The sequence below is a fragment of the Variovorax sp. V118 genome (genome assembly GCF_041154445.1).
GTDB lineage: Bacteria > Pseudomonadota > Gammaproteobacteria > Burkholderiales > Burkholderiaceae_C > Variovorax > Variovorax boronicumulans.
In genome coordinates this window covers 1,773,121-1,795,929 of the sequence record NZ_AP028663.1, presented here as the reverse complement: position 1 = coordinate 1,795,929, position 22,809 = coordinate 1,773,121, and the positions used below count along the sequence as shown (strand labels likewise).

Below are 22,809 nucleotides of genomic sequence, written 5' to 3'. Positions count from 1 at the left end.
ACTGATATATTGCACTGCAACATCCACTCAAAGACCCGCGATGCTCTATCAACTCTACGAAGCCCAGCGTTCCCTGATGGAGCCCTTCTCGGACTTCGCCCAGGCCGCCTCCAAGCTCTACGGTCCCGGCGCCGTCTGGAGCCAACTGCCGATGGCACAGCGCATGGCCGCCGGCTATGACCTGCTGTACCGGCTGGGCAAGGACTACGAGAAGCCCGAGTTCAACATCAAGTCCGTCAAGGTCGACGGCGAAGAGGTCGTGATCCAGGAGGCCGTCGAGCTCGACAAGCCCTTCTGCGAACTGCGCCGCTTCAAGCGCTTCACCGACGAACCGCACATCCTCAAGACGCTCAAGAGCCAGCCCGTGGTGCTGATCGTGGCGCCGCTGTCGGGCCACTACGCCACGCTGCTGCGCGACACCGTGCGCACCATGCTGCAGGACCACAAGGTCTACATCACCGACTGGAAGAACGCGCGCCTGGTGCCGCTGTCCGACGGTGAGTTCCACCTGGACGACTACATCAACTACGTGCAGGAGTTCATCCGCCGCCTGCAGGCCGAGTACGGCAACTGCCACGTCGTGAGCGTGTGCCAGCCCACCGTGCCGGTGCTCGCGGCCGTGTCGCTCATGGCCAGCCGCGGCGAGCCGCTGCCCCTCACGATGACCATGATGGGCGGCCCGATCGACGCGCGCAAATCGCCCACGGCCGTGAACAACCTCGCGACCAACAAGAGCTTCGAGTGGTTCGAGAACAACGTGATCTACCGCGTGCCGCAAGGCTTCCCGGGCGCGGGCCGCAAGGTCTACCCGGGCTTCCTGCAGCACACGGGCTTCGTGGCCATGAACCCCGACCGCCACGCCAGCAGCCACTACGACTACTTCAAGGACCTGATCAAGGGTGACGACGCCAGCGCCGAAGCCCACCGCAAGTTCTACGACGAGTACAACGCCGTGCTCGACATGGACGCGGATTACTACCTGGAGACCATCCGCACGGTGTTCCAGGACTTCGACCTGGTCAACGGCACCTGGGACGTGAAGAGCCCCGCCGGCCAGGTGGAGCGCGTGCGTCCGCAGGACATCCACGCCACCGCCCTGCTCACCGTCGAAGGCGAGCTCGACGACATCTCCGGCTCGGGCCAGACCCAGGCCGCGCACAGCCTGTGCACCGGCATCGCCGACGCCAAGCGCGAGCACTACGAGGTCAAGGGCGCGGGCCATTACGGCATCTTCAGCGGCCGCCGCTGGCGCGACCTGGTCTACCCGAAGGTGCGCAACTTCATCGCGGCCAGCGACGAGCCCCAGCGCCGCGCCGGTGCGCGCGAAGAGCTGCCGGCCGAAGACCGCATCAAGCCCGGCCAGAAGGTGAAGGCCGTGGCAACCGCTGCGGCCCGCAAGACGCCGGTCGCCGCCAAGAAGGCCGTCGCCGTGAAGGCCGCGCCGGCTGCCAAGAAGCCGGCCGCAGCGGCAAAGAAGCCCCGCGCCAGCGCCGCGCGCTGAGCCGCGCGCATCACCCACCGTGAACGGGCTGGCCGCACGCATCAACGACGCACTGCCTCAGACGCAGTGCACACGGTGCGGCTACCCGGATTGCGCAGGCTACGCGCAGGCCATCGCCGACGGCGAGGCCAGCATCAACCAGTGCCCGCCGGGCGGCGCCGAAGGCATCGAGCGCCTCGCGCTGCTCACCGGCCGCCCCGCGCTGCCGCTCGATCCGCAGTTCGGCACCGAGGGCCCGCGTGCCATGGCGGTCATCGACGAGGCGTGGTGCATCGGCTGCACGCTCTGCCTCGACGCCTGCCCGACCGACGCGATCATCGGCATCAACAAGCGCATGCACACGGTGATCGAGGCGCACTGCACGGGCTGCGAGCTGTGCATTCCGGTCTGCCCGGTCGATTGCATTTCGCTCGAGATTGAAACCCCTGGCCGCAGCGGCTGGCAGGCGTGGTCGCAGGCACAAGCCGAGGCCGCACTGCAGCGCTACAAGCTGCACGCCCAACATCGTGACACCGCGAAGCGCGAGGCTGAGCCGCCCCCCGCCGCCGCCGAACCGCAAGCCGCCGACACGCGCAAGCGCTCTATCGTCGAAGCCGCGCTGGCGCGTGCCCGTGCCGCCGCCGAACAACGCCAGGCCGCCACCAAACCATGACCCTCGACACCCTGCTGATCTATGCCGTCGCCTCGCTCGCCCTGGCGGTGATTCCCGGTCCGACCATGTTGCTGGCGCTGTCCAACGGCATCGACGGCGGCATGCGCCGCGCCAGCTGGGGCATCGCGGGCGCGTCGCTGGGCAGCGTCTCGCTGATCGCGGTCGTGGCGCTCGGGCTGGGCTCGCTGCTCGCGGCCTCGGAGTGGCTCTTCAACGCGATCCGCGTCGCGGGCGTGGCCTACCTGGTGTGGCTCGGCATCAAGCTGTGGCGCAGCGAAGCGACCGACCTGGGCACGGCACTGGCCAAGTCGGCCATCGAGGTCCGTCCACATGGGCGCATCGCCCTCGTGCGCAGCCTCATGGTGGCGCTGTCGAACCCGAAGACGGTGCTGTTCTTCGCCGCCTTCCTGCCCCAGTTCATCGACACGGCCAAGCCCCAGGGCATGCAGTACCTGGTGCTGGGCGCGATCTTCGTGGCGCTCGACACCTGCGTGATGCTGGCCTATGCCGGCGCCGGCACGCAGGCCGTGCGCTGGCTCTCGCGCCGTGGCCTCAAGGTGCTCAACCGCAGCTGTGCCGTCGGCATGTGGCTGCTGGCCGCCACCCTCGCCTTCTGGCGCCGCCCCGCCTGAGCCTCGTCGAACTCAGCCCTTCTGCGGGCGCTTGAACAGCAACAGCAGCACGCCCGCCAGCACCACGCCCACGGCGTACCACTCGAAGCGCGTGACCGTCTCGTGGGCGATCCACACGCCCAGCAGCATCGCGATCACCGGGTTGACGAAGGTGTAGCTCGCCGCGAGCCCGGCCGGCGCCTGCGCGAGCAGCACCATGTAGGCGTTGAACGCGATCAGCGAGCCGAACACCACGAGGTAGACCCACGCCCCCAGCGCCACCGGCTGCGGCGGCCAGCGCATCGTTTCGCCCGATACCGCGGCCAGCACCATGAGCACCACGCCGCCGCACAGCATCTCGCTCGCGAAGCCCATCGCGCCGGGCGCCAGCGGCAGCTTGCGCTGGCTCAGCACGCTGCCGAGTGACCAGCAGATGCAGGCCACGCAGATCGCCACCAGCCCTTCGGGCGAGGCCTTGAAGCCGCTGCCCTGCGTGAGCATCAGCACGCCGACGAGCCCCAGCGCAATGCCCGCCGCTTCGAGCCGCGCCGGCTTCACGCCCCAGATCAGGTTCAACAGAGCAATCAGCAACGGAATGACGGCAATGAACGCCACCACCAGCCCCGAGCCGATCGACACCTCGGCCAGCGCCGTGCCACCCATGCCGCCGCCGAGCATCAGCGCCCCGACGACCAGCGCATTGCGCCATTGGAGGCGCGTCGGCCAGGGCGTGCCGCGCCAGCGCATCCACGCCGCCAGCAGCACGCCCGCGACCAGGAAGCGCGAGCCCATCTGCAGGAACGGCGGAAAGCTGATCAGCGCGTACTTGATGGCCAGGTAGGTCGAGCCCCAGACCACCCAGGTGGCGGCCAGGCACAGCCACAGCAGCGGCGTCAGCCGGGGGCGCGAGGAGGAAGCGGCAGGCGCGGCCTGCGCGGGCGTGGCGAGTGTCGACATATCGAGGGTGTCTCTTCTTGGTATCGGATGCCCGTCATGGTATGAAAGCCACCGCCCGGCAGCCATGCGAATTTCATGGTTCTGCTCGCACCGCACCGTCGATTTAAAGGACTTCCATGGACTTCACCTTGACCCCCACGCTGGACGCCCACGACACCCGCATCCTGGCCGAACTGCAGGCCGACGCGCGCCTGAGCATGGCCGAGCTGGGCCGCCGCGTGCACCTGAGCCAGCCGGCCGTGACCGAGCGCGTGAAAAAGCTGGAAGCCGCCGGCGTCATCACCGGCTACCGCGCCACCGTGAACCTCACACGGCTGGGCTACGGCATCCGCGGGATCATCCGCGTCGGGCGCGCCGACTACGACCTCGTGGTGAAGCTGGTGCAGGAGACGCCCGAGTGCGTCAATGCCTACAACGTGACCGGCGAGGACAGCTGGATCCTCGAGATCGCGGTGATCGACGTGCCGCACCTCGATGCGGTGCTCGCCAAGTTCTGCATCCTGACCGAGACCGCGACCTCGATCATCCTGAACCCGGCGCGCGAGCACCAGCCGATGCTGCCGCCGCAGCGCGCCGACGTGAAGCCGCCGGTGCGCAAGGCGCTCAGCGCGTAGCGGCGAGCGCGTTGAAGGCCGTCACCACCTCGGGTGGCGCCTGCACCATCTCGACCAGCACGCCCTCGCCCGAGATCGGGAACTCGTCGTTGGCCTTGGGGTGCAGGAAGCAGATGTCGAAACCGGCCGCGCCCTTGCGGATGCCGCCCGGCGCAAAGCGCACGCCCTGCGCCGTGAGCCATTCGACGGCCTTGGGCAGGTCGTCGATCCACAGGCCGACGTGGTTCAGCGGCGTGGTGTGCACCGCCGGCTTCTTCTCGGGGTCCAGCGGCTGCATCAGGTCGACCTCGACCTTGAACGGGCCGCTGCCCATCGAGCAGATGTCTTCGTCGACGTTCTCGCGCTCGCTGCGGAAGGTGCCCGTCACCTCGAGCCCCAGCATGTCGACCCACAGCTTCTGCAGGCGCAGCTTGTCGGGGCCGCCGATGGCGATCTGCTGGATGCCCAGCACCTTGAAGGGACGCGGCGTGGCGGGCGCGGTCATGCGCAGCCGCCTTCTTCCGCCTGCTCCTGCGTGCGGTGCGAGCGCAGACCGAGCTTGCGCAGCAGCTGCACGTCGGCATCGACGTCGGGGTTGCCGGTGACCAGCAGCTTGTCGCCGTAGAAGATCGAGTTGGCGCCGGCCATGAAGCACAGGGCCTGCACCGCCTCGCCCATCTGCTGGCGGCCGGCCGACAGGCGCACGCGCGCGGTCGGCATCGTGATGCGCGCCACGGCGATCATGCGCACGAAGTCGAAGGGATCGACCGGCTCCGAGTCGGCCAGCGGCGTGCCGGGCACGCGCACCAGGCTGTTGATCGGCACCGACTCCGGGTACGGGTCCATGTTCGCGAGTTGCGCGATCAGCCCGGCGCGGTGCACGGGCTGCTCGCCCATGCCCACGATGCCGCCGCAGCACACGCTGATGCCGGCGCTGCGCACGGCTGCCAGCGTGTCCAGGCGGTCCTGGTAGGTGCGCGTGTCGACCACGTCGGTGTAGTACTCGGGCGCGGTGTCCAGGTTGTGGTTGTAGTAATCGAGGCCCGCAGCCTTGAGCTGCTGCGCGTGGTGCGGCTCCAGCATGCCCAGCGTGGCGCAGGTCTGCAGGCCCAGGCCCTTCACGGCCTCGACCAGCACCGCCACCTTCTCGACGTCGCGGTCCTTGGGCGCGCGCCAGGCGGCGCCCATGCAAAAGCGCGTGGCGCCGGCGTCCTTGGCGGCCTGCGCGGCGCGCACCACCTCGTCGACCTCCATCAGCTTTTGCGCCTTCACGCCGGTGTCGAACTCGGCCGACTGCGGGCAGTAGCCGCAGTTCTCGGGGCAGCCGCCGGTCTTCACCGACAGCAGCGTGGCCAGCTCGATGTCGCCTTCGGGGAAATGCCGACGGTGCACGGTCTGCGCCTCGAACAGCAGTTCCATGAAAGGCTTGTCGAGCAGCGCCTGGATGGCCTCCACGGACCAGGGGCCCTGGGGCGTCGCCACGGTCTTGGCCGGGCGGTGCAGCGTGATTGCCGCTTGTTGCAGGTCGTTGGCACCCATCAGTTGAACTCCAGAATGATTTGGTCGACGGCGAGCGATTCGCCCTTGGCCGCCGAGATCTTGCCCACCACGCCGTCCTGCGTGGCGAACAGTACGTTTTCCATCTTCATGGCCTCGATCACGGCCAGCTTCTCGCCGGCCTGGACCTGCTGCCCCGGCTGCACCGACACCTCGACCAGGAGGCCCGGCATCGGCGACATCAGGAACTTGCTCAGGTCGGGCGGTGCCTTGTAGGGCATCAGCTCGAGCAGGCGCGCGCCCAGCGGCGACAGCACCATGGTCTCGATCTGCGTGCCGTCGTGCGACACGCGCAGCGCCAGCGGGTTCTTGCCCGCGCCGCGCTCCACCTGCGCCGTGAAGGGCTTGCCGTTGGCCGTGCCCTGCACGCGCACCGCGCCGAGTGCGAAGTCGCTCTCGATCTGGTAGCGCTTGTCGCCCACCGTGACGGCGCTGGCACCGGTCTTGTCCTGGAAGTCGCTCACCGACACGGCGTGGTGCACGTGCTTGCCCTCGGGGCCCAGCTCGACCACCACGAACTGCTCGCCCACCTTCACGCCGTGGCCCGCCAGCTGCCCGCTGATGCCCGAGGCGCGCGCGCGGTAGCGGCGGTTGACGAAGGCGGCCAGTGCCACCAGGAACGCCGGGTCGGCGTGCGGCACGTCTTCCGCGTGGAAGCCCTTGCCGTAGTGCTCGGCGATGAAGCCGGTGTTGAAATCGCCCGCCACGAACTTCGGATGCGCCAGCAGCGCGGCCTGGAACGGGATGTTGCTGCTGATGCCGCGGATCACGAAGCCGTTGAGCGCCTCGCGCATGAGCGCGATGGCCTCGTTGCGGTCCTTGCCGTGCACGATGAGCTTGGCGATCATCGAGTCGTAGTACATCGGGATCTCGCCGCCGTCGTACACGCCGGTGTCCACGCGCACGCCGTGCAGGTGGCCGGTGTCGCTCGCGAACATGCTCTCGGCCGGCGGCTGGAATTTCACCAGCCGGCCCGTCGAGGGCAGGAAGTTGCGGAACGGGTCTTCGGCATTGATGCGGCACTCGATGGCCCAGCCGTCGCGCTTCACGTCGGCCTGCGCCAGCGGCAGCTTCTCGCCGGCCGCCACGCGGATCATCAGCTCGACGAGGTCCAGGCCGGTGATGCACTCCGTAACCGGGTGCTCCACCTGCAGGCGCGTGTTCATCTCCAGGAAGTAGAAGCTCTGGTCCTTGCCGACCACGAACTCCACCGTGCCCGCGCTCTGGTACTTCACGGCCTTGGCCAGCGCCACGGCCTGCTCGCCCATCGCCTTGCGCGTGGCGTCGGTGATGAAGGGCGACGGCGCCTCCTCGATCACCTTCTGGTGGCGGCGCTGAATGGAGCACTCGCGCTCGTTCAGGTAGATGACGTTGCCGTGCGAATCGCCCAGCACCTGGATCTCGATGTGGCGCGGCTCCTCGACGAACTTCTCGATGAACACGCGGTCGTCGCCGAAGCTGTTGCGCGCCTCGTTGCGGCAAGAAGTGAAACCCTCGAAGGCTTCCTTGTCGTTGAAGGCCACGCGCAGGCCCTTGCCGCCGCCGCCGGCCGAGGCCTTGATCATCACCGGGTAGCCGATGTCCTTGGCGATCTCGACGGCGCGCTCGGCCGTCTCGATGGCGTCGTTCCAGCCGGGAATGGTGTTGACCTGGGCTTCGTTCGCGAGCTTCTTCGAGGCGATCTTGTCGCCCATGGCCGCGATCGAATAGTGCTTCGGGCCGATGAAGGCAATGCCCTCTTCCTCGACCTTGCGCGCAAAGGCTTCGTTCTCCGACAGGAAGCCGTAGCCCGGGTGCACGGCTTCGGCGCCCGTTTTCTTGCAGGCCGCGATGATGCGGTCGGCCTGCAGATAACTTTCGCGGCTGGGCGCGGCGCCGATGTGCACGGCCTCGTCGGCCAGCTCGACGTGGCGGGCTTCCTTGTCGGCGTCGGAGTAGACGGCCACCGTGAGGATGCCCATCTTCTTGGCGGTCTGGATCACACGGCAAGCGATTTCGCCGCGGTTCGCAATCAGGATCTTCTTGAACATGTTCTTCTTTCTCCGTGCGGCTCAGAGCGGAATGTTTCCGTGCTTGCGCCACGGGTTCTCGAGCTTCTTCTCGCGCAGCATCACGAGCGAGCGGCAGATGCGCTTGCGCGTCTCGTGCGGCAGGATCACGTCGTCGATGTAGCCGCGCGCGCCGGCCACGTACGGGTTGGCGAAGCGGGCCTTGTACTCGGCCTCGCGGGCGGCGAGCTTCTCGGGGTCGTTCTTGTCTTCGCGGAAGATGATCTCCACCGCACCCTTGGCACCCATCACCGCGATCTCGGCGCGCGGCCAGGCCAGGTTGACGTCGCCGCGCAGATGCTTGGAGGCCATCACGTCGTACGCGCCGCCGTAGGCCTTGCGCGTGATGACGGTGATCTTGGGCACCGTGCACTCCGCGTACGCATACAGCAGCTTGGCGCCGTGCTTGATGATGCCGCCGTACTCCTGGCCGGTGCCGGGCATGAAGCCGGGCACGTCGACAAAAGTGATGACGGGGATGTTGAAGGCATCGCAAAAACGCACGAAGCGCGCGGCCTTGATGCTGCTCTTGATGTCCAGGCAACCCGCCAGCACCAGCGGCTGGTTGGCCACGATGCCGACCGTCTGGCCTTCCATGCGCGCGAAGCCGATCACGATGTTCTTCGCGTAGTCGGGCTGCAGCTCGAAGAAGTCGCCGTCGTCCACCACCTTCAGGATCAGTTCCTTGATGTCGTAGGGCTTGTTCGGGTTGTCGGGCACCAGCGTGTCCAGCGAGTAGTCGGGCCGGTCGGCCGGATCGCCCTGGCCGTCGTTGCCCAGGCGCACCGGCGGCTTCTCGCGGTTGTTCAGCGGCAGGTAGTTGTACAGGCGGCGCAGCATCATCAGCGCCTCGACGTCGTTCTCGAACGCCATGTCGGCCACGCCGCTGCGCGTGGTGTGGGTGATGGCGCCGCCCAGCTCTTCGGCCGTCACGCTCTCATGCGTCACGGTCTTCACCACCTCGGGGCCGGTGACGAACATGTAGCTGCTGTCCTTCACCATGAAGATGAAGTCGGTCATGGCGGGCGAATACACGGCGCCGCCCGCGCACGGGCCCATGATCATGCTGATCTGCGGCACCACGCCCGAGGCCATCACGTTGCGCTGGAACACGTCGGCATAGCCACCCAGCGAGGCCACGCCTTCCTGGATGCGGGCGCCACCCGAATCGTTCAGGCCGATGACCGGTGCGCCGACCTTCATGGCCTGGTCCATCACCTTGCAGATCTTCTCGGCGTGAGCTTCGCTGAGCGCGCCGCCGAAGACCGTGAAGTCCTGGCTGAACACGAACACGAGGCGGCCGTTGATCATGCCGTAGCCCGTGACCACGCCGTCGCCGGGGATCTTCTGCTCGGCCATGCCGAAGTCGACCGAGCGGTGCTCGACGAACATGTCCCACTCTTCAAACGTGCCGTCGTCGAGCAGCAGCTCGATGCGCTCGCGCGCCGTGAGCTTGCCCTTGGCGTGCTGCGCGTCGATGCGCTTCTGCCCGCCGCCGAGTCGCGCCTGGGCGCGCTTCTTTTCGAGTTGTTCGATCAGTTCTTGCATGGTGTGCTTCCGAAGCTGTGGTTCTGGATTGCTGGGAGAGTCTTGTGGGGGCCGGGGTGTCACACCCGGGCGGTGATGGCGGCCGCGGCGAGCAGCTGGCGCGCCGCCGTCGAGGCCGGCAGGCTGCCCTGGGCCACCTGCTGCGTGAGTTGCGGCAGCAGCTCGCGCACCTGCGCGTGCTGGCGGAACGCCTGCTTGAGCCCGGCGTCGATGCGTTCCCACATCCACGCGGTCGCCTGTTTTTCGCGGCGCTTGGCGAGCTTGCCGTTGGCGGTCTGCAGCGCCTTGAATTCGAGCACGGCGTCCCAGAAGGCGTCGACGCCGGTGCCGGCGAGCGCGCTCAGCTGCAGCACCTTGGGCAGCCAGAAGCGGCGCTCCACGCCGCTGTGCGCGTCGTGCACGGCGTGCGCATGGTCGGGGTTGCCCTGGTGGCCGAACAGGCGCAGCGCCGAGGTGATCTGGGCCTGCGCGCGCGTGGCGGCGTCGCGGTCGATGTCGGCCTTGTTGATGGCGACCAGGTCGGCCAGCTCCATCACGCCCTTCTTGATCGCCTGCAGGTCGTCGCCCGCGTTGGGCAGTTGCAGCAGCACGAACATGTCGGTCATGCCGGCCACCGCCGTTTCGCTCTGGCCCACACCCACGGTCTCGACGATGACGATGTCGTAGCCCGCCGCCTCGCAGACCAGCATGGCCTCGCGCGTCTTCTCGGCCACGCCGCCGAGCGTGCCGCTCGAAGGGCTGGGCCGGATGTAGGCGCGCTCGTGCACCGACAGGCGCTCCATGCGCGTCTTGTCGCCCAGGATGGAGCCGCCCGACACGGTGGACGACGGGTCGATGGTGAGCACCGCCACGCGGTGGCCCTTGCCGATCAGCAGCAGGCCCAGCGTTTCGATGAAGGTCGACTTGCCCACGCCGGGCACGCCCGAGATGCCCAGGCGGAACGACTGGCCGGTGCGCGGCAACAGCGCCGTGAGCAGTTCGTCGGCCTGCGCGCGGTGGTCGGCGCGCGTCGATTCGAGCAGCGTGATCGCCTTGGCGATGGCACGCCGCTGCGCCATGCCCGGCGCATCGGCGAGCGCGCGTTCGAGCGCGCCGACGGTGTTCAGCACGCGGCCTCCGACGCCACGCGCCAGCGGTAGTGCAGGTCGACGCCCTCTTCGCCTTCGAGCACGAAGCCGTGCCGCTGGTAGAAGCGGTTGGCGTCGCTCTGCACGAGCGCGGTGAGCTTGATGTCCAGCTTCTGTTCGCGCGCCTGCGCCTTGGCCCAGCGCAGCGCCCATTCGCCGATGCCGCGCCCCTGGAAGCCGGTGCGCAGGTACAGGTGATCGAGGCGCAGCGCATCCGCGTCCTCGGGCTTGAGCGTGATGAAGCCCAGGCGCTGCTCACCGTCGAGCACGATGTGGTGCATGTACGGCACCACGAAACCGGCCGACAGGCGCTCGCGCGAGCGCGTGAGGTCGAAACGGCCGACGCGCTCCAGGCTCGGACGCATCGCATCGATGCGCACGGCCAGCATGTCTTCGAAATCGCTGGAATCCACGGGCTGCAGCGACAGCCGCGACAAGAGATCGCCCACGTCGACTCGTCTCAGACTGCGACGGCCGCGCGGATCTGCTCCAGCACGTCCTTGGCGCTGGCCGGGATGGGCGTGCCCGGGCCGTAGATGCCCTTGACGCCGGCTTCGTACAGGAAGTCGTAGTCCTGGCGCGGAATCACGCCGCCGACGAAGACGATGATGTCGTCCGCGCCCTGCTTGCGCAGTTCTTCGATGATGGCCGGCACAAGAGTCTTGTGGCCGGCGGCGAGCGTGCTCACGCCCACGGCGTGCACGTCGTTTTCAATCGCTTGCCGCGCGCATTCTTCGGGCGTCTGGAACAGCGGGCCCATGTCGACGTCGAAGCCGAGATCGGCGAACGCGGTGGCGACGACCTTCGCGCCGCGGTCGTGCCCGTCCTGGCCCAGCTTGGAAATCATCACGCGCGGGCGGCGGCCCTGCGCTTCGGCGAAGTCGTTGATCTCGGTCTTCAGCGCTTCCCAGCCTTCGGCCGAGTCATAGGCGGCAGCGTACACACCGGTCACCTTCTGCGTGTCGGCGCGATGGCGGCCGAAGGATTTTTCGAGGGCGTCGGAAATCTCGCCGACGGTGGCGCGGGCACGCACCGCGTCGATGCTCAGCGCCAGCAGGTTGCCGGTGTTGTTCTCGGCGGCGTCGGTGAGCGCGTCGAGCGCGGCCTGCACCTTGGCGTTGTCGCGCGAGGCGCGGATGCTCTGCAGGCGCGCCACCTGCTGGTCGCGCACCTTCACGTTGTCGATCGACAGGCTGTCGATCGCATCTTCGCTCTTGAGCTTGTACTTGTTGACGCCGACGATCACGTCCTTGCCCGAATCGATGCGTGCCTGCTTCTCGGCAGCGGCGGCCTCGATCTTGAGCTTGGCCCAGCCGCTGTCGACGGCCTTGGTCATGCCACCCATCGCCTCGACCTCTTCGATGATGGTCCAGGCGGCGTCGGCCATGTCCTGCGTGAGCTTTTCCATCATGTAGCTGCCGGCCCAGGGGTCGATCACGTTCGTGATGTGCGTCTCTTCCTGGATGATGAGCTGCGTGTTGCGCGCGATGCGCGAGCTGAACTCGGTGGGCAGCGCAATGGCTTCGTCGAGCGCGTTGGTGTGCAGCGACTGCGTGCCGCCGAACACCGCAGCCATCGCCTCGATGGTGGTGCGCACCACGTTGTTGTACGGGTCCTGTTCGGTGAGCGACCAGCCAGACGTTTGGCAGTGCGTACGCAGCATCAGGCTCTTGGGGTTCTTGGGGTTGAACTCCTTCATGATGCGGCACCACAGGAGGCGCGCCGCGCGCATCTTGGCCACCTCGAGGTAGAAGTTCATGCCGATGGCCCAGAAGAAGCTCAGGCGGCCGGCAAAGCCGTCGACGTCCAGGCCCTTGGCCAGCGCGGTCTTCACGTATTCCTTGCCGTCGGCCAGCGTGAACGCGAGCTCCAGCGCCTGGTTGGCGCCGGCTTCCTGCATGTGATAGCCGCTGATCGAGATCGAGTTGAACTTCGGCATCTTCTGCGCCGTGTACTCGATGATGTCGCCAATGATCCGCATGCTCGGCGCAGGCGGAAAGATGTACGTGTTGCGGACCATGAACTCCTTGAGGATGTCGTTCTGGATGGTTCCGCTGAGCTGGTCTTGCGCCACGCCCTGCTCTTCGGCCGCGACCACGTAGCCCGCGAGCACCGGCAGCACGGCGCCGTTCATCGTCATGGACACGCTCACCTTGTCGAGCGGGATCTGGTCGAACAGGATCTTCATGTCCTCGACCGAATCGATCGCCACGCCGGCCTTGCCGACGTCGCCGGTCACGCGCGGATGGTCGCTGTCGTAGCCGCGGTGGGTGGCCAGGTCGAAGGCCACGCTCACGCCCTGCCCGCCGGCGGCCAGCGCCTTGCGGTAGAACGCGTTCGATTCTTCGGCGGTGGAAAAGCCGGCGTACTGGCGGATGGTCCAGGGGCGCACCGCGTACATGGTGGCCTGCGGGCCGCGCAGGTAGGGCTCGAAGCCGGGCAGCGTGTCGGTGTACTTCAGGCCTTGCAGGTCGGCCGCGGTGTACAGCGGCTTCACGCTGATGCCGTCGGGCGTGATCCAGTTCAGCGCATTCACGTCGCCGCCGGGCGCCGACTTGGCGGCGGACTTGGCCCAGGCGTCGAGATCGGCCGGCTTGTAGGTGGGTTCGGGTGTGCTGCTGCTCATGGAAGGCGCCGCTCCAGGCGGTGGTCTGACGGGATTCGCAAGGTCGCTTGCACGGATTTGCAAGCCGTTCACAAGTCTAACCCATCTGTAATTATTAATTCAAACGCGATTTTGAAGTACAGTTCAGCCCATGTCCGCCGTCACCCTGACCCCCCGCGCCCTCTATGAAGAGGTGGCCGAGCTCCTGCGCCAGCGGATCTTCCGCCGCGAGCTGGAGCCGGGCAGCTGGATCGACGAGCTCAAGCTGGCCGAGGAATACGGCATCAGCCGCACGCCCCTGCGCGAGGCGCTGAAGGTGCTGGCCGCCGAAGGGCTGGTGACGATGAAGGTGCGGCGCGGCGCGTACGTCACCGAGGTGTCGGAGCAGGACCTGGCCGACGTGTACCACCTGCTCTCGCTGCTAGAGAGCGACGCCGCCGGCGTGGTGGCCGAGCGCGCCACCGACGCCCAGCGCGCCGAGCTGAAGGCCCTGCACGCCGAGCTGGAGGCCGCCGCCGCCCCCGGCAAGGAAGACCGCGAGCACTTCTTTGCGGTGAACGAGCGCTTCCACATGAGCCTGCTGGCCATTGCCAACAACAAGTGGCGCGACCAGATGGTGGCCGACCTGCGCAAGGTGATGAAGTTGAATCGCCACAACTCGCTGCTGAAGGCGGGGCGCATTGGCGAGTCGCTGGCGGAGCACCGCGCGGTGATGGCGGCCATCGAGGCGCGCGACGCGGCTACGGCCATGGCGCGCATGCGCGAGCACTTCCTCAACGGCCTGGAAGCCGCTGTATAGGGCTCTCCCCCAGGCTTCGCGCACTTCGTGTCGCTTCGCCAACCCCCTTCCGGGGGCGACGCCTGCGGCCCGGCAGAGCCGGTTCCGCGGCGTCTCACGAAAGGGCCTGCGCCTCTGGGCGCGGCCTCGTTCAGCCCAGTGTGAGGGTCCCTGCCTCTGTCGCGATGCGCTGGGCGATTTCCAGCATGCGCGGGGCGACACGGCTGAGCATGGCTTCCCTCGGCAGCAGGTAGGCGGGGCCGCCACAGCTCACGCCGTAGCGTTCGCCGCGCGGGCCTTCGAGCGCGAAGCCCAGGGCGTGGATCTGGGGGTTCCATTCGCCGAAGGAGGTGCAGTAGCCCAGGCGGGCGTGCTCTTCAAGGCTGGCGATGAGGCGCGGCTCGATGGCGTGCCAGTTCTCGCCGGTTTCGAGGCGGATCTGCTCCAGCAATGCCGACTGCTCGGGCCCTGGCAAGGCTCCGATGTAGGCGCGGCCGGAGGCGGAGGTGGCGATGGACATGCGCGAGCCGACGTCGATGCGGGAGCTGATGAGCGCCGAGCGCGGGCGCAGCGAATCGATGACCAGCATGTCCAGGTCGTCGCGCACCGCCATGTGGATGCTGGCGCCCGACAGTTCGGCCAGGTTGCTCAGATGGGGACGCGCCAGCGCCCTCAGGTCGAAATTGCGCAGGTAGCGGCTGCTCATGTCGAGCAACACCGGCCCCAGGCTGAAACGCTCGCTGTCTTGCGACTGCCGCAGATACCCCGCCCCCACCAACGTCGCCGTGAGGCGCGACACCGTGGCCTTCGGAATGCCGGTCGTGTCGGCCAATTCCCGGTTTCCGACGGGCGCTGCCGCCATCCCGATGACCTTCAGCAGCGACAACCCCCTGGCAAGCGCACTGACTTCTTCCTTGCTGCCTGCAGCTTCACTCATAAGACAGAACCTTTTTCTTGTTTCCCTGACCGCCTTATTCTTGAGCAAAAACAGGTGCTTCGCTCACACTTGTTGTTGCATTGTCATGAAACTGTGTTCCATCGAGCGTCAACTTCGCTCAATTGTGTTGACTGTCTACAAAGTCGGGGCGGCGAGGCCGGAATTCAGGCGACCTGAGCGGCAGGTTCGTGCGCCAGCGCCATCACTTCGTGCGGCGGGCGGGTCTTCAGGCGGTGGTCGCTCCAGACCTGGCGCCAGCGGCGTGCGCCGGGCAGGCCGTTGCGCAGACCCAGCATGTGACGCGCGATCGACCACCAGTTGGTGCCGTGCTCGGCCGCCTCGCGGACCATGTAGTCGCACATCCGCGCCTCGATGTCCTCGCGCGTGAGCGTCTGCGGGGCGTCGCCGTAGAACTCGGCGTCCCATTCGGCCAGCCACCAGGGGTTGTGGTACGCCTCGCGGCCAATCATGGCGCCGTCGAGCAGCCGCAGGTGCTCGTGCACCTGCGCGTTAGTGGCGATGCCGCCGTTGATCGAAAACTGCAGCGCCGGAAAGTCGTGCTTCAGGCGGTGCACCAGCGCATAGCGCAGCGGCGGAATCTCGCGGTTCTGCTTCGGGCTCAGGCCCTGCAGCCAGGCGTTGCGGGCGTGCACGATGAAAGTGCCACAGCCCGCCTCGCTCACCGCGCCGACAAAGTCGCGCACGAACTCGTAGCTCTCGATCTTGTCGATGCCGATGCGGTGCTTCACCGTGACCGGCACGTCGACCACGTCGACCATCGCCTTCACGCAATCGGCCACCAGCTGCGGCTCGTTCATGAGGCAGGCCCCGAACGCGCCGCGCTGCACGCGCTCGCTCGGGCAGCCGCAGTTCAGGTTGATCTCGTCGTAGCCCCACTCCTCGCCGAGCTTCGCGCAATGGGCCAGGTCGTGCGGCTCGCTGCCGCCGAGCTGCAACGCGACGGGATGTTCTTCTTCGTGAAAGCGCAGGTGGCGCGGCACGTCGCCGTGGATCAGCGCGCCGGTGGTCACCATCTCCGTGTAGAGCAATGCGTGGCGCGTCATGAGGCGATGGAAAACGCGGCAATGGCTATCAGTCCATTCCATCATGGGTGCAACCGACAACCTGCCGCTCCAAGCTTTTGATTCCATTACATATTTTCTATAGAGCTTTCACACTCGGTGATTTTCAGGTCTCTGTCGCTGCAATTTCCTCTCCCCCAGGAGAGCTAGGACACGCTGCAGCAGAACCGAATATCGACCCCTCGGGCCTCACAATCACCAAACCAATGTCGGCAATTGTCCAACTTCCCTTCGGTCCCAGCCGAATTGGCATGCCGCCAATCGACCACACACTGGCCGCCAGCCCCACGAAAGATGACTAACACAAATCCCACGACGTGGAGTCTCAAGGAGTTGACCGCCAGCGTTGAACGTCTTCACGGACGAGATCAGTCACTCAAAACCGGCACTTGTGCCCAGTCCGTTCTCAAGAGACAGGACTTCATGAAGTACCACTACCGCGAGGTCAAACGCCTTGTCGGAGCAGATCTCGAAGATGCCGATTCGAACGACGTCCTTCTCAACTACATCCTTGATAGCGATACACCCGAGTACCACGATTTTCATCATCGGCGCACTGAGGCGGAGGCCAACTTGCTGGCCTTCCTTCAATGCGTACACGCGACTGAAGACACGCTGGGGCACGTCATCTACTTCGCAATGAATTTCGATCAGCTGGAGCCACGCAGAGTCTCGATACACGCGGTCCAGAAACTACTCCCGAGTGGCCCATTGAAGGCCGAAGTTCAAGCGATGTTCGACAACGCGGACCTGAAATATGTGGCTGCATTGGTAAATCACTCGAAGCATCGCAGCGTCGTGGGAGCGCCCATTTCCGTCAGCTTCATCGAGGACGACCAGCCTCACGGACTCAAGTTCGAAGGCTTCATGTACGACGAAACGTGGCAGCCCCAGCGATGGGCAATTCCATTCCTGAAAACATCGTTCGAGGCAATCCAAGGCCACATGCTCCGAATTGGCAATGCCTTGAATCGGCAGCTTGCTGCGTAGATAGAAGCTGAGTCGAAGGCCTGTTCGGCCAACGCGGCGCCTGCACGAGCGCGCTGCGGCCCGAAGCGGTGAAGGGTGGCGCGAAGGAAGACGAAGAAGAAGGCGACATCAAACAACCTGTCGTGACGGAGTCAAAGAAGCCCCGCACGATAGGCACGCCCCGCGCCCGCGTCTTGTACGCCAGTGATGCAATGCACAAACAGCGCTTTCGCGTGCGCGGGGGACGCCATGTGGCGGCGTTGTCCGACTCCGCCCCGCCCTCGCCTCGTGACAATGGACCGGCCCGGCAGACCCGCGCCACAAGCGCAGACGAGCCGTTGCATTTCATTTCCAGGCTACGCACCGATGACCCGCATCTACCTCATAGAAGACAACCCCCTGATCGCCACCACCCTGACCGATGGACTGAGGGAATTCTCCGGATGCGAGGTCGTCGCCACCGCCAGCAGCAGCGACGAAGCCATCGACTGGCTCGATGCCAACCCTGACGCCTGGGACGCCGCCGTGATCGACGTGTTCCTCGCGCAAGGCAACGGGCTGACGGTTGCCAATCACCTGAGGGAACGCAAGTCGCCCGCGCAGCGCACCGTGGTGTTCATGAACCACGCGACCTCCGAGGTGCGTGAAGGCGCGCTGTCGGCGGGCGTCGATGCGGTCTTCGACAAGTCGCTGCAGCTCGAAGACTTCTACGACTTCTGCCGCACGCTCGGCATTGCGCCGCGCCGTTAGTCGTTCAGACGTTGGCCGCCCGAATCGATTCGGCCAGCAACCCCAGCCCTTCTTCGAACACCGCCTCCGGAATGGTGAGCGGAAACAGGAAGCGCACCACGTTGCCGTGCACGCCGCAGGTCAGCAGCAGCAGACCGCGCTCGAGCCCCGCCGCATGCACGCGCTTCGTGAACTCGGCATCGGGCTCGCCGCTGTGCGGATCGCGAAACTCCACCGCCACCATCGCGCCCAGGCCGCGCACGTCGCAGATGCGCGGCACCTCGGCGCGCAGTGCCGCGAGGCGCGCCGTCAATCGTTCGCCGAGCATGCGGGCGCGCGCGACCAGCCCTTCGTCCTCGATCACGCGCATCGTCTCCAGCGCTGCGGCCACCGCCAGCGGGTTGCCCGCGTAGGTGCCGCCGAGGCTGCCGACGCGCGTGGCGTCCATGAGTTCGGCGCGCCCCGTGACGGCCGACAGCGGAAAGCCGCCGGCCAGGCTCTTGGCGATCGTGACCAGGTCGGCCTCGATGCCGTAGTGCTCCAGCGCAAACAGCTTGCCGGTGCGCCCGAAGCCGGTCTGGATTTCGTCGACGACCAGCAGGATGCCGTGGCGGTCGCATTCCGCGCGCAGGTGCTCCATGAGCGCGGGCGGCGCCACGTAGAAGCCGCCCTCGCCCTGCACCAGTTCGATGACGATCGCCGCCACGCGCTGCGGATCGACGTCGGTCTTGAACAGCCGGTCGAGTGCCGCGATGCTGTCGTCCACCGTCACGCCCAGCGGCGCGGCGGGGAACGGCACATGCCACACGTCGCCCGGCATCGGGCCGAAGCCCGCCTTGTACGGCGCGACCTTGCCGGTGAGCGCCATGCCCATGAAGGTGCGGCCGTGGAACGCGCCCGAGAACGCCACCACGCCGCTGCGGCCCGTGGCGGCGCGCGCCACCTTCATCGCGTTCTCGATGGCCTCGGCGCCGGTCGTGAAGAGCGCGCTCTTCTTGGCGCTGGGGCCGGGCACGAGGCGGTTCAGCTGCTCGCACAGCGCCACGTATTCCTCATACGGCGTGACGTGGAAGCAGGTGTGGTGAAAGTCGTCGAGCTGCGCACGCACCGCCGCCACGATGCGCGGGTGGCGATGGCCGGTGGCGAGCGTGGCGATGCCGCTGGCAAAGTCGACAAAGCGCCGGCCTTCCACGTCCCACAGCTCGGCGTTGTCGGCGCGGGCGGTGAAGTGCGGCGTGAGCGTGCCGATGCCCTGCGCGCAGGCGGCGTTCTTGCGGGCCTGCAGGCTCGCGTTGGTCGTGACTTGGGTGAGCATGAAGAAAAAATAGAAATAGAAGAGACGGAAATCAGCCGCGCATCAGGTGCTCGGCCAGCGCGCGAAAGGCGTGCATCGAGGTCGGCAGGTGCGCGTTGGCGGCCAGCGGGTGCGAGGCGAAGCGCGCCACCACCATCTCGGCCTCGGGGTCGATGTGCAGCGCCTGGCCGTGGATGCCTTGCGCAGTGAAGGTGCGGCGCGCGTCATGCGCCACCCACCACATGTTTCTGTAGCTCCAGCCGGCCAGCCGCGTGTAGCCCGCGAGTGCGAAGCGCGCCGGATCGGCGCCGCGGCGGATGTCGGCCACCACGGCCTCGGGCACGATCTGCGCGCCGTTGAAGGCGCCGCCCAGCCGCATCATCTCGCCCAGCCGCGCCAGGTCGCGCAGGCCGGTGCACAGGCCGCCGCCCGCGAACTCGGCGCCTTGCCCGTCCACGGCAAAGGCCGCGTCCTGCTCGGCGCCCAGGCGCGACCAGATGCGCTCACTCAACACCCGTGCCAGCGGCTGCCCTGCCACGCGGCTGATGAGCCAGCCCAGCACGTCGGTGTTGACGGTGCGGTAGGCAAAGGCCTCGCCGTGCGTGCCCTGCCCCTGCACGGTCTGCAAGAACTGGCGGTAGCCCTCGGCACCCGCGTAGCCCGCAGGACGCGGCAACAGCTGGCCGGCGCGTGCGTGCTTCCACACGCCCGCGTCGGGGTCGGTGTAGTCCTCCGAGTAGTCGATGCCCGTCGTCATGTCCATCACCTGGCGCACGGTGGCGTGGCCGAAGGCGCTGACCGCCAGCTCGGGGATGTAGTGCCGCACCTGCGCATGCTCATCGAGCGCGCCCTCGGCCGCGAGCATCGCGCCGACCGTGCCGACGACCGACTTGGTGACCGACATCGCCATGTGCAGCCCGTGCTCGTCGAGCGCACCGAAGTAGCGCTCGTACACGATGCGCCCGCGGTGCAGCACCACCGCGCCGTCAGCGCAGATCGTTGTGAGCGCGCTGTGCCAGTCGGTGCGCGAACCGTCGGCGGGCAAGGTGAAGGCCAGCGTGTCGAGCTCGGGCCGCTCGGCGCGCGGCAGCACCGACACCGGGCCAGTGCCGCGCGACACGTTGCGCGTCGGCTGCAGCTCGCGCAGGTGCGAGAAGGCCCAGCGGTTCTCAGGCGCCTGGAAGATCGGGCGTTCGCGCGGGCGCTGCACCGCGGTGCCGGCCGTGGGAAAACCATCGCGCCAGCCGTCGGCCAGCGCGGCATCGGGAGCCGTCGTTTCTTGGGTGGTCATAAGGGTGCGGTGGCTCATTCGCCGAGCGCATCGAGGTCGCCCATCACGCGGCGCTCCAGGATGTCGCTGGCACGGCTCAGGTGGGCGTGCATGTGCTTTGCGGCGACTTCGAGCTTGTTCTCCTCGACCGCGTCGAGGATCTGCAAATGCTCGCGACACGACTTGCGCAGCAGGTCGATGTTCACGAGCGGGTAGTCCGACAGATCGGAGATGCGGCGCAGCCGGTTCTGCTGTTTCACCGCATCGAGGATGAAGCGGTTGCCCGACGCACTGGCCAGCAGCTCGTGGAACTGCGCGTTGGCCTCGAAGAACTCCATCCACGAATGGCGCGAGGCGTGCGTGAGCAAGGTCTGCTGCTGTTCGCGGCAGGCGAGCAGCCGCTCGTGCTCGACGGTGAAGCCCGGCTCGCGCAGCGCCGCGCATTCCACCACCAGCCGGAAGCGGTAGCTCTCGCGCTCGCTCTCGACCGAGTCGAGGGTTTCGGTGAACTCCCAGCGCTGGTAGTGGCGACCGCGCAGCACGCCGTCCTGCAGCAGCGTGGTCATCACGTTGCGCAGCAGCGGGCGCGGCACGCCGTAGGTCTGGGCCAGTTCGAGTTCGTTGACGCGCGTCGGCAGCTTGCCCGCGAGGCGGTCGCGCAGCACGCGGTAATAGAGCGTCTTCTCCTCGTCTTCCGGCATCTCGCGGCGTGCGCGGTCGAGCGCCTCGCGGTCGGCCACCAGCGTGTAGCCGCGGTTGGGCACGTGCGCCAGCAGCGCACGCTCGTGCAAGAGGCGCAGCGCGGCGCGCACCGGCGTGCGCGAAATGCCAAGCCGGCCCGCGAGGTCGGTCTCGGTCATGTGGCGGCCGTTCTCGTAGCCGCCGGCCAGGGCCTGGTCGAGGATGTAGCGGCTCACGCGCTGGGTGAGCGGCGGGACCGACTTGTTGTCCATCTGCGTCTGCTGCTGCGGGGCCATCCATGGGTCTCCGGAAACACGGGCTGGGTGCCGATCATCGCGGGTCTTTTGTATTTTTGGCCCCAAAAAACCATGTACATCTCGCGCCAAAAATACAATTTGGATTTCAAGATCGGCCCCACGCCGACCCGGACGACGGGTCGTTTCCCAAGGAGAAAAACACCGTGGCTTCCGCCGATACCCTGACAACGCCACCCGGTTCGCTCGACGCGTTCTGGATGCCCTTCACGCCCAACCGCAAGTTCAAGCAAGCGCCGCGCCTCATCGTCGGCAGCGAGGGCCTGCACTACGACCTGGCCGACGGCCGCCGCGTGCTCGACGCCATCGCCGGCCTGTGGTGCGTGAACGCCGGGCACCGCAACCCGCGGGTCAGCGCGGCGATGAAAGCGCAGATCGACGTGCTCGACTACGCCTCCAACTTCCAGATCGGCCACCCCGCCGCCTTCACGCTGGCGCAGCGCCTCACGCAGATGGCGCCGGCCGGCATGGACCACGTGTTCTTCACCAACTCGGGCTCGGAGTCGGTCGACACCGCGCTGAAGATCGCAGTGGCCTACCACCGGGCGCGCGGCGACGCGGGCCGCTACCGGCTCATCGGGCGCGAGCGCTCGTACCACGGCGTGGGCTTCGGCGGCATCTCGGTGGGCGGCATCGGGCGCCAGCGCAGCACCTTCGGGCCGCTGCTCAACGGCGTGGACCACCTGCCGCACACGCTCGACCTGGCGCGCAACGCCTTCTCGCGCGGCGAACCGCCGCACGGCATCGACAAGGCCGACGCGCTCGAAGCGCTGGTCTCGCTGCACGACGCCTCGACCATCGCTGCCGTGATCGTCGAGCCCGTGGCCGGCTCCACCGGCGTGCTGCCGCCGCCGCGCGGCTACCTCAAGCGCCTGCGCGAGATCTGCGACAGGCACAGCATCCTGCTGATCTTCGACGAGGTCATCACCGGCTTCGGGCGCGTGGGCCGCAACTTCGCGTCCGACCTGTTCGGCGTGACGCCCGACCTCATCACCACCGCCAAGGGCCTGACCAACGGCGCCGTGCCGATGGGCGCCGTGCTCATGCGCGGCGCGGTGCACGACGCCTTCATGCACGGCAGCGTGAGCGCGGTCGAGCTCTCGCACGGCTACACCTACTCGGGCCATCCGCTGGCCTGCGCCGCCGCCATGGCCACGCTCGACGCCTACACCGAAGACGGCCTGATCGCCCGCGCCGCCGAGCTGTCGCCCTACTTCGAAGACGGCCTGCACAGCCTGCGCGGCCTGCCGGGCGTGATCGACGTGCGCAACGTCGGCCTGCTGGCCGGCATCGAGCTGCAAGGCTGGGCCTCGGGCCCCGGCACGCACGCGCAGGCGGTGGCGCAACATTGCCTGGACGAAAGCGGCGTGCTGGTGCGCTCGGTGGGCGACACCATTGCGCTGTCGCCGCCGTTCACGCTGGAGCGCCGGCACATCGACCAGATCATCGACAGCCTGCGCGCCGCCATCGCGCAGACCGCACAAGCCACCGACACGGCAGCCTGAGCACCTCAGGCCGCATCGCACACACAAGACAAGCCCCGGAGACAAGACACA

21 protein-coding genes are annotated in these 22,809 nt (G+C 67.4%); 8 read left to right on the top strand and 13 right to left on the bottom strand.

Going from position 1 to position 22,809, the window contains the following annotated elements; all coding sequences use genetic code 11:
* The first annotated feature begins 40 nt into the window (after positions 1-40).
* From ACAM52_RS08090 to ACAM52_RS08080, 3 genes are read left to right on the top strand one after another with little or no spacing between them, the layout of a single operon-like run.
* Positions 41-1,501, top strand: a complete 1,461-nt coding sequence (locus tag ACAM52_RS08090; protein WP_369646672.1) for a polyhydroxyalkanoate depolymerase — start codon at positions 41-43, stop codon at positions 1,499-1,501.
* 19 nt (positions 1,502-1,520) lie between these two features.
* Positions 1,521-2,153: an RnfABCDGE type electron transport complex subunit B gene (locus tag ACAM52_RS08085; RefSeq protein ID WP_369646671.1), complete on the top strand. Its 633-nt coding sequence runs from the start codon at positions 1,521-1,523 to the stop codon at positions 2,151-2,153.
* Complete coding sequence (locus ACAM52_RS08080) at positions 2,150-2,785, top strand: LysE family translocator (RefSeq protein ID WP_369629168.1); 636 nt, start codon at positions 2,150-2,152, stop codon at positions 2,783-2,785. The genes ACAM52_RS08085 and ACAM52_RS08080 overlap by 4 nt, the downstream gene beginning before the upstream one ends.
* 12 nt (positions 2,786-2,797) lie before the next feature.
* Here the strand turns inward: ACAM52_RS08080 and yedA are convergent, their stop codons facing one another.
* On the bottom strand, positions 2,798-3,721 hold the full coding sequence (gene yedA / locus ACAM52_RS08075) for a drug/metabolite exporter YedA (RefSeq protein ID WP_095947174.1): 924 nt from the start codon (positions 3,719-3,721) through the stop codon (positions 2,798-2,800).
* A gap of 116 nt (positions 3,722-3,837) precedes the next feature.
* On the opposite strand from yedA, the gene ACAM52_RS08070 reads away from it, so the two are divergent.
* Positions 3,838-4,335: an Lrp/AsnC family transcriptional regulator gene (locus tag ACAM52_RS08070; protein ID WP_062473217.1), complete on the top strand. Its 498-nt coding sequence runs from the start codon at positions 3,838-3,840 to the stop codon at positions 4,333-4,335.
* Here the strand turns inward: ACAM52_RS08070 and ACAM52_RS08065 are convergent.
* From ACAM52_RS08065 to scpA, 7 genes are read right to left on the bottom strand one after another with little or no spacing between them, the layout of a single operon-like run.
* On the bottom strand, positions 4,325-4,819 hold the full coding sequence (locus ACAM52_RS08065; protein ID WP_369646670.1) for a VOC family protein: 495 nt from the start codon (positions 4,817-4,819) through the stop codon (positions 4,325-4,327). The genes ACAM52_RS08070 and ACAM52_RS08065 overlap by 11 nt on opposite strands.
* Positions 4,816-5,853 (bottom strand): biotin synthase BioB, encoded by a 1,038-nt coding sequence (gene bioB / locus ACAM52_RS08060; RefSeq protein ID WP_369646669.1) that lies wholly within the window; start codon positions 5,851-5,853, stop codon positions 4,816-4,818. Before bioB ends, ACAM52_RS08065 begins: the two co-directional genes overlap by 4 nt.
* A complete protein-coding gene (gene accC / locus ACAM52_RS08055; protein WP_095947173.1) occupies positions 5,853-7,901 on the bottom strand; it encodes an acetyl-CoA carboxylase biotin carboxylase subunit in 2,049 nt (682 codons plus the stop codon). The genes bioB and accC overlap by 1 nt, the downstream gene beginning before the upstream one ends.
* A gap of 21 nt (positions 7,902-7,922) precedes the next feature.
* Positions 7,923-9,467: an acyl-CoA carboxylase subunit beta gene (locus ACAM52_RS08050; RefSeq protein ID WP_062473211.1), complete on the bottom strand. Its 1,545-nt coding sequence runs from the start codon at positions 9,465-9,467 to the stop codon at positions 7,923-7,925.
* Between the two features lie 59 nt (positions 9,468-9,526).
* Positions 9,527-10,525, bottom strand: coding sequence for a methylmalonyl Co-A mutase-associated GTPase MeaB (meaB, locus tag ACAM52_RS08045; protein WP_369647708.1), 999 nt, complete (start codon positions 10,523-10,525; stop codon positions 9,527-9,529).
* A 44-nt stretch (positions 10,526-10,569) separates the two neighbouring features.
* Complete coding sequence (locus ACAM52_RS08040) at positions 10,570-11,043, bottom strand: GNAT family N-acetyltransferase (protein ID WP_062473207.1); 474 nt, start codon at positions 11,041-11,043, stop codon at positions 10,570-10,572.
* 11 nt (positions 11,044-11,054) lie between these two features.
* The gene (gene scpA / locus ACAM52_RS08035) at positions 11,055-13,220 is read right to left on the bottom strand and encodes a methylmalonyl-CoA mutase (protein ID WP_369646668.1); all 2,166 of its coding nucleotides are present in this window, start codon (positions 13,218-13,220) and stop codon (positions 11,055-11,057) included.
* 130 nt (positions 13,221-13,350) lie between these two features.
* On the opposite strand from scpA, the gene ACAM52_RS08030 reads away from it, so the two are divergent.
* Complete coding sequence (locus ACAM52_RS08030; RefSeq protein WP_062473203.1) at positions 13,351-13,998, top strand: GntR family transcriptional regulator; 648 nt, start codon at positions 13,351-13,353, stop codon at positions 13,996-13,998.
* 130 nt (positions 13,999-14,128) lie between these two features.
* Here the strand turns inward: ACAM52_RS08030 and ACAM52_RS08025 are convergent, their stop codons facing one another.
* Both ACAM52_RS08025 and dusA read right to left on the bottom strand, forming a co-directional pair.
* Positions 14,129-14,914 carry an IclR family transcriptional regulator gene (locus tag ACAM52_RS08025; protein ID WP_062473201.1) on the bottom strand — a complete coding sequence of 262 codons (786 nt, stop codon included), beginning with the start codon at positions 14,912-14,914 and terminating at the stop codon, positions 14,129-14,131.
* A gap of 164 nt (positions 14,915-15,078) precedes the next feature.
* Entirely contained in the window at positions 15,079-16,065 is a 987-nt protein-coding gene (gene dusA, locus ACAM52_RS08020) for a tRNA dihydrouridine(20/20a) synthase DusA (RefSeq protein WP_369646667.1), read from the bottom strand.
* 354 nt (positions 16,066-16,419) lie between these two features.
* Here dusA and ACAM52_RS08015 point away from each other — a divergent pair, with 354 nt between their 5' ends.
* Both ACAM52_RS08015 and ACAM52_RS08010 read left to right on the top strand, forming a co-directional pair.
* Positions 16,420-16,986, top strand: a complete 567-nt coding sequence (locus tag ACAM52_RS08015; protein WP_369646666.1) for a hypothetical protein — start codon at positions 16,420-16,422, stop codon at positions 16,984-16,986.
* 345 nt (positions 16,987-17,331) lie between these two features.
* Complete coding sequence (locus ACAM52_RS08010; RefSeq protein WP_062473196.1) at positions 17,332-17,715, top strand: response regulator; 384 nt, start codon at positions 17,332-17,334, stop codon at positions 17,713-17,715.
* 4 nt (positions 17,716-17,719) lie between these two features.
* Here the strand turns inward: ACAM52_RS08010 and gabT are convergent, their stop codons facing one another.
* Genes gabT through ACAM52_RS07995 form a run of 3 tightly spaced genes read right to left on the bottom strand, consistent with a single transcriptional unit; the run spans position 17,720 to position 21,235 of the window.
* Entirely contained in the window at positions 17,720-19,009 is a 1,290-nt protein-coding gene (gene gabT, locus ACAM52_RS08005; RefSeq protein ID WP_369646665.1) for a 4-aminobutyrate--2-oxoglutarate transaminase, read from the bottom strand.
* A 31-nt stretch (positions 19,010-19,040) separates the two neighbouring features.
* On the bottom strand, positions 19,041-20,279 hold the full coding sequence (locus ACAM52_RS08000; RefSeq protein ID WP_369646664.1) for a serine hydrolase domain-containing protein: 1,239 nt from the start codon (positions 20,277-20,279) through the stop codon (positions 19,041-19,043).
* Positions 20,280-20,293: 14 nt separating this feature from the next.
* Positions 20,294-21,235: an FCD domain-containing protein gene (locus ACAM52_RS07995; RefSeq protein WP_369646663.1), complete on the bottom strand. Its 942-nt coding sequence runs from the start codon at positions 21,233-21,235 to the stop codon at positions 20,294-20,296.
* A gap of 164 nt (positions 21,236-21,399) precedes the next feature.
* On the opposite strand from ACAM52_RS07995, the gene ACAM52_RS07990 reads away from it, so the two are divergent.
* The gene (locus ACAM52_RS07990) at positions 21,400-22,758 is read left to right on the top strand and encodes an aspartate aminotransferase family protein (protein WP_369646662.1); all 1,359 of its coding nucleotides are present in this window, start codon (positions 21,400-21,402) and stop codon (positions 22,756-22,758) included.
* Positions 22,759-22,809: the final 51 nt, after the last annotated feature.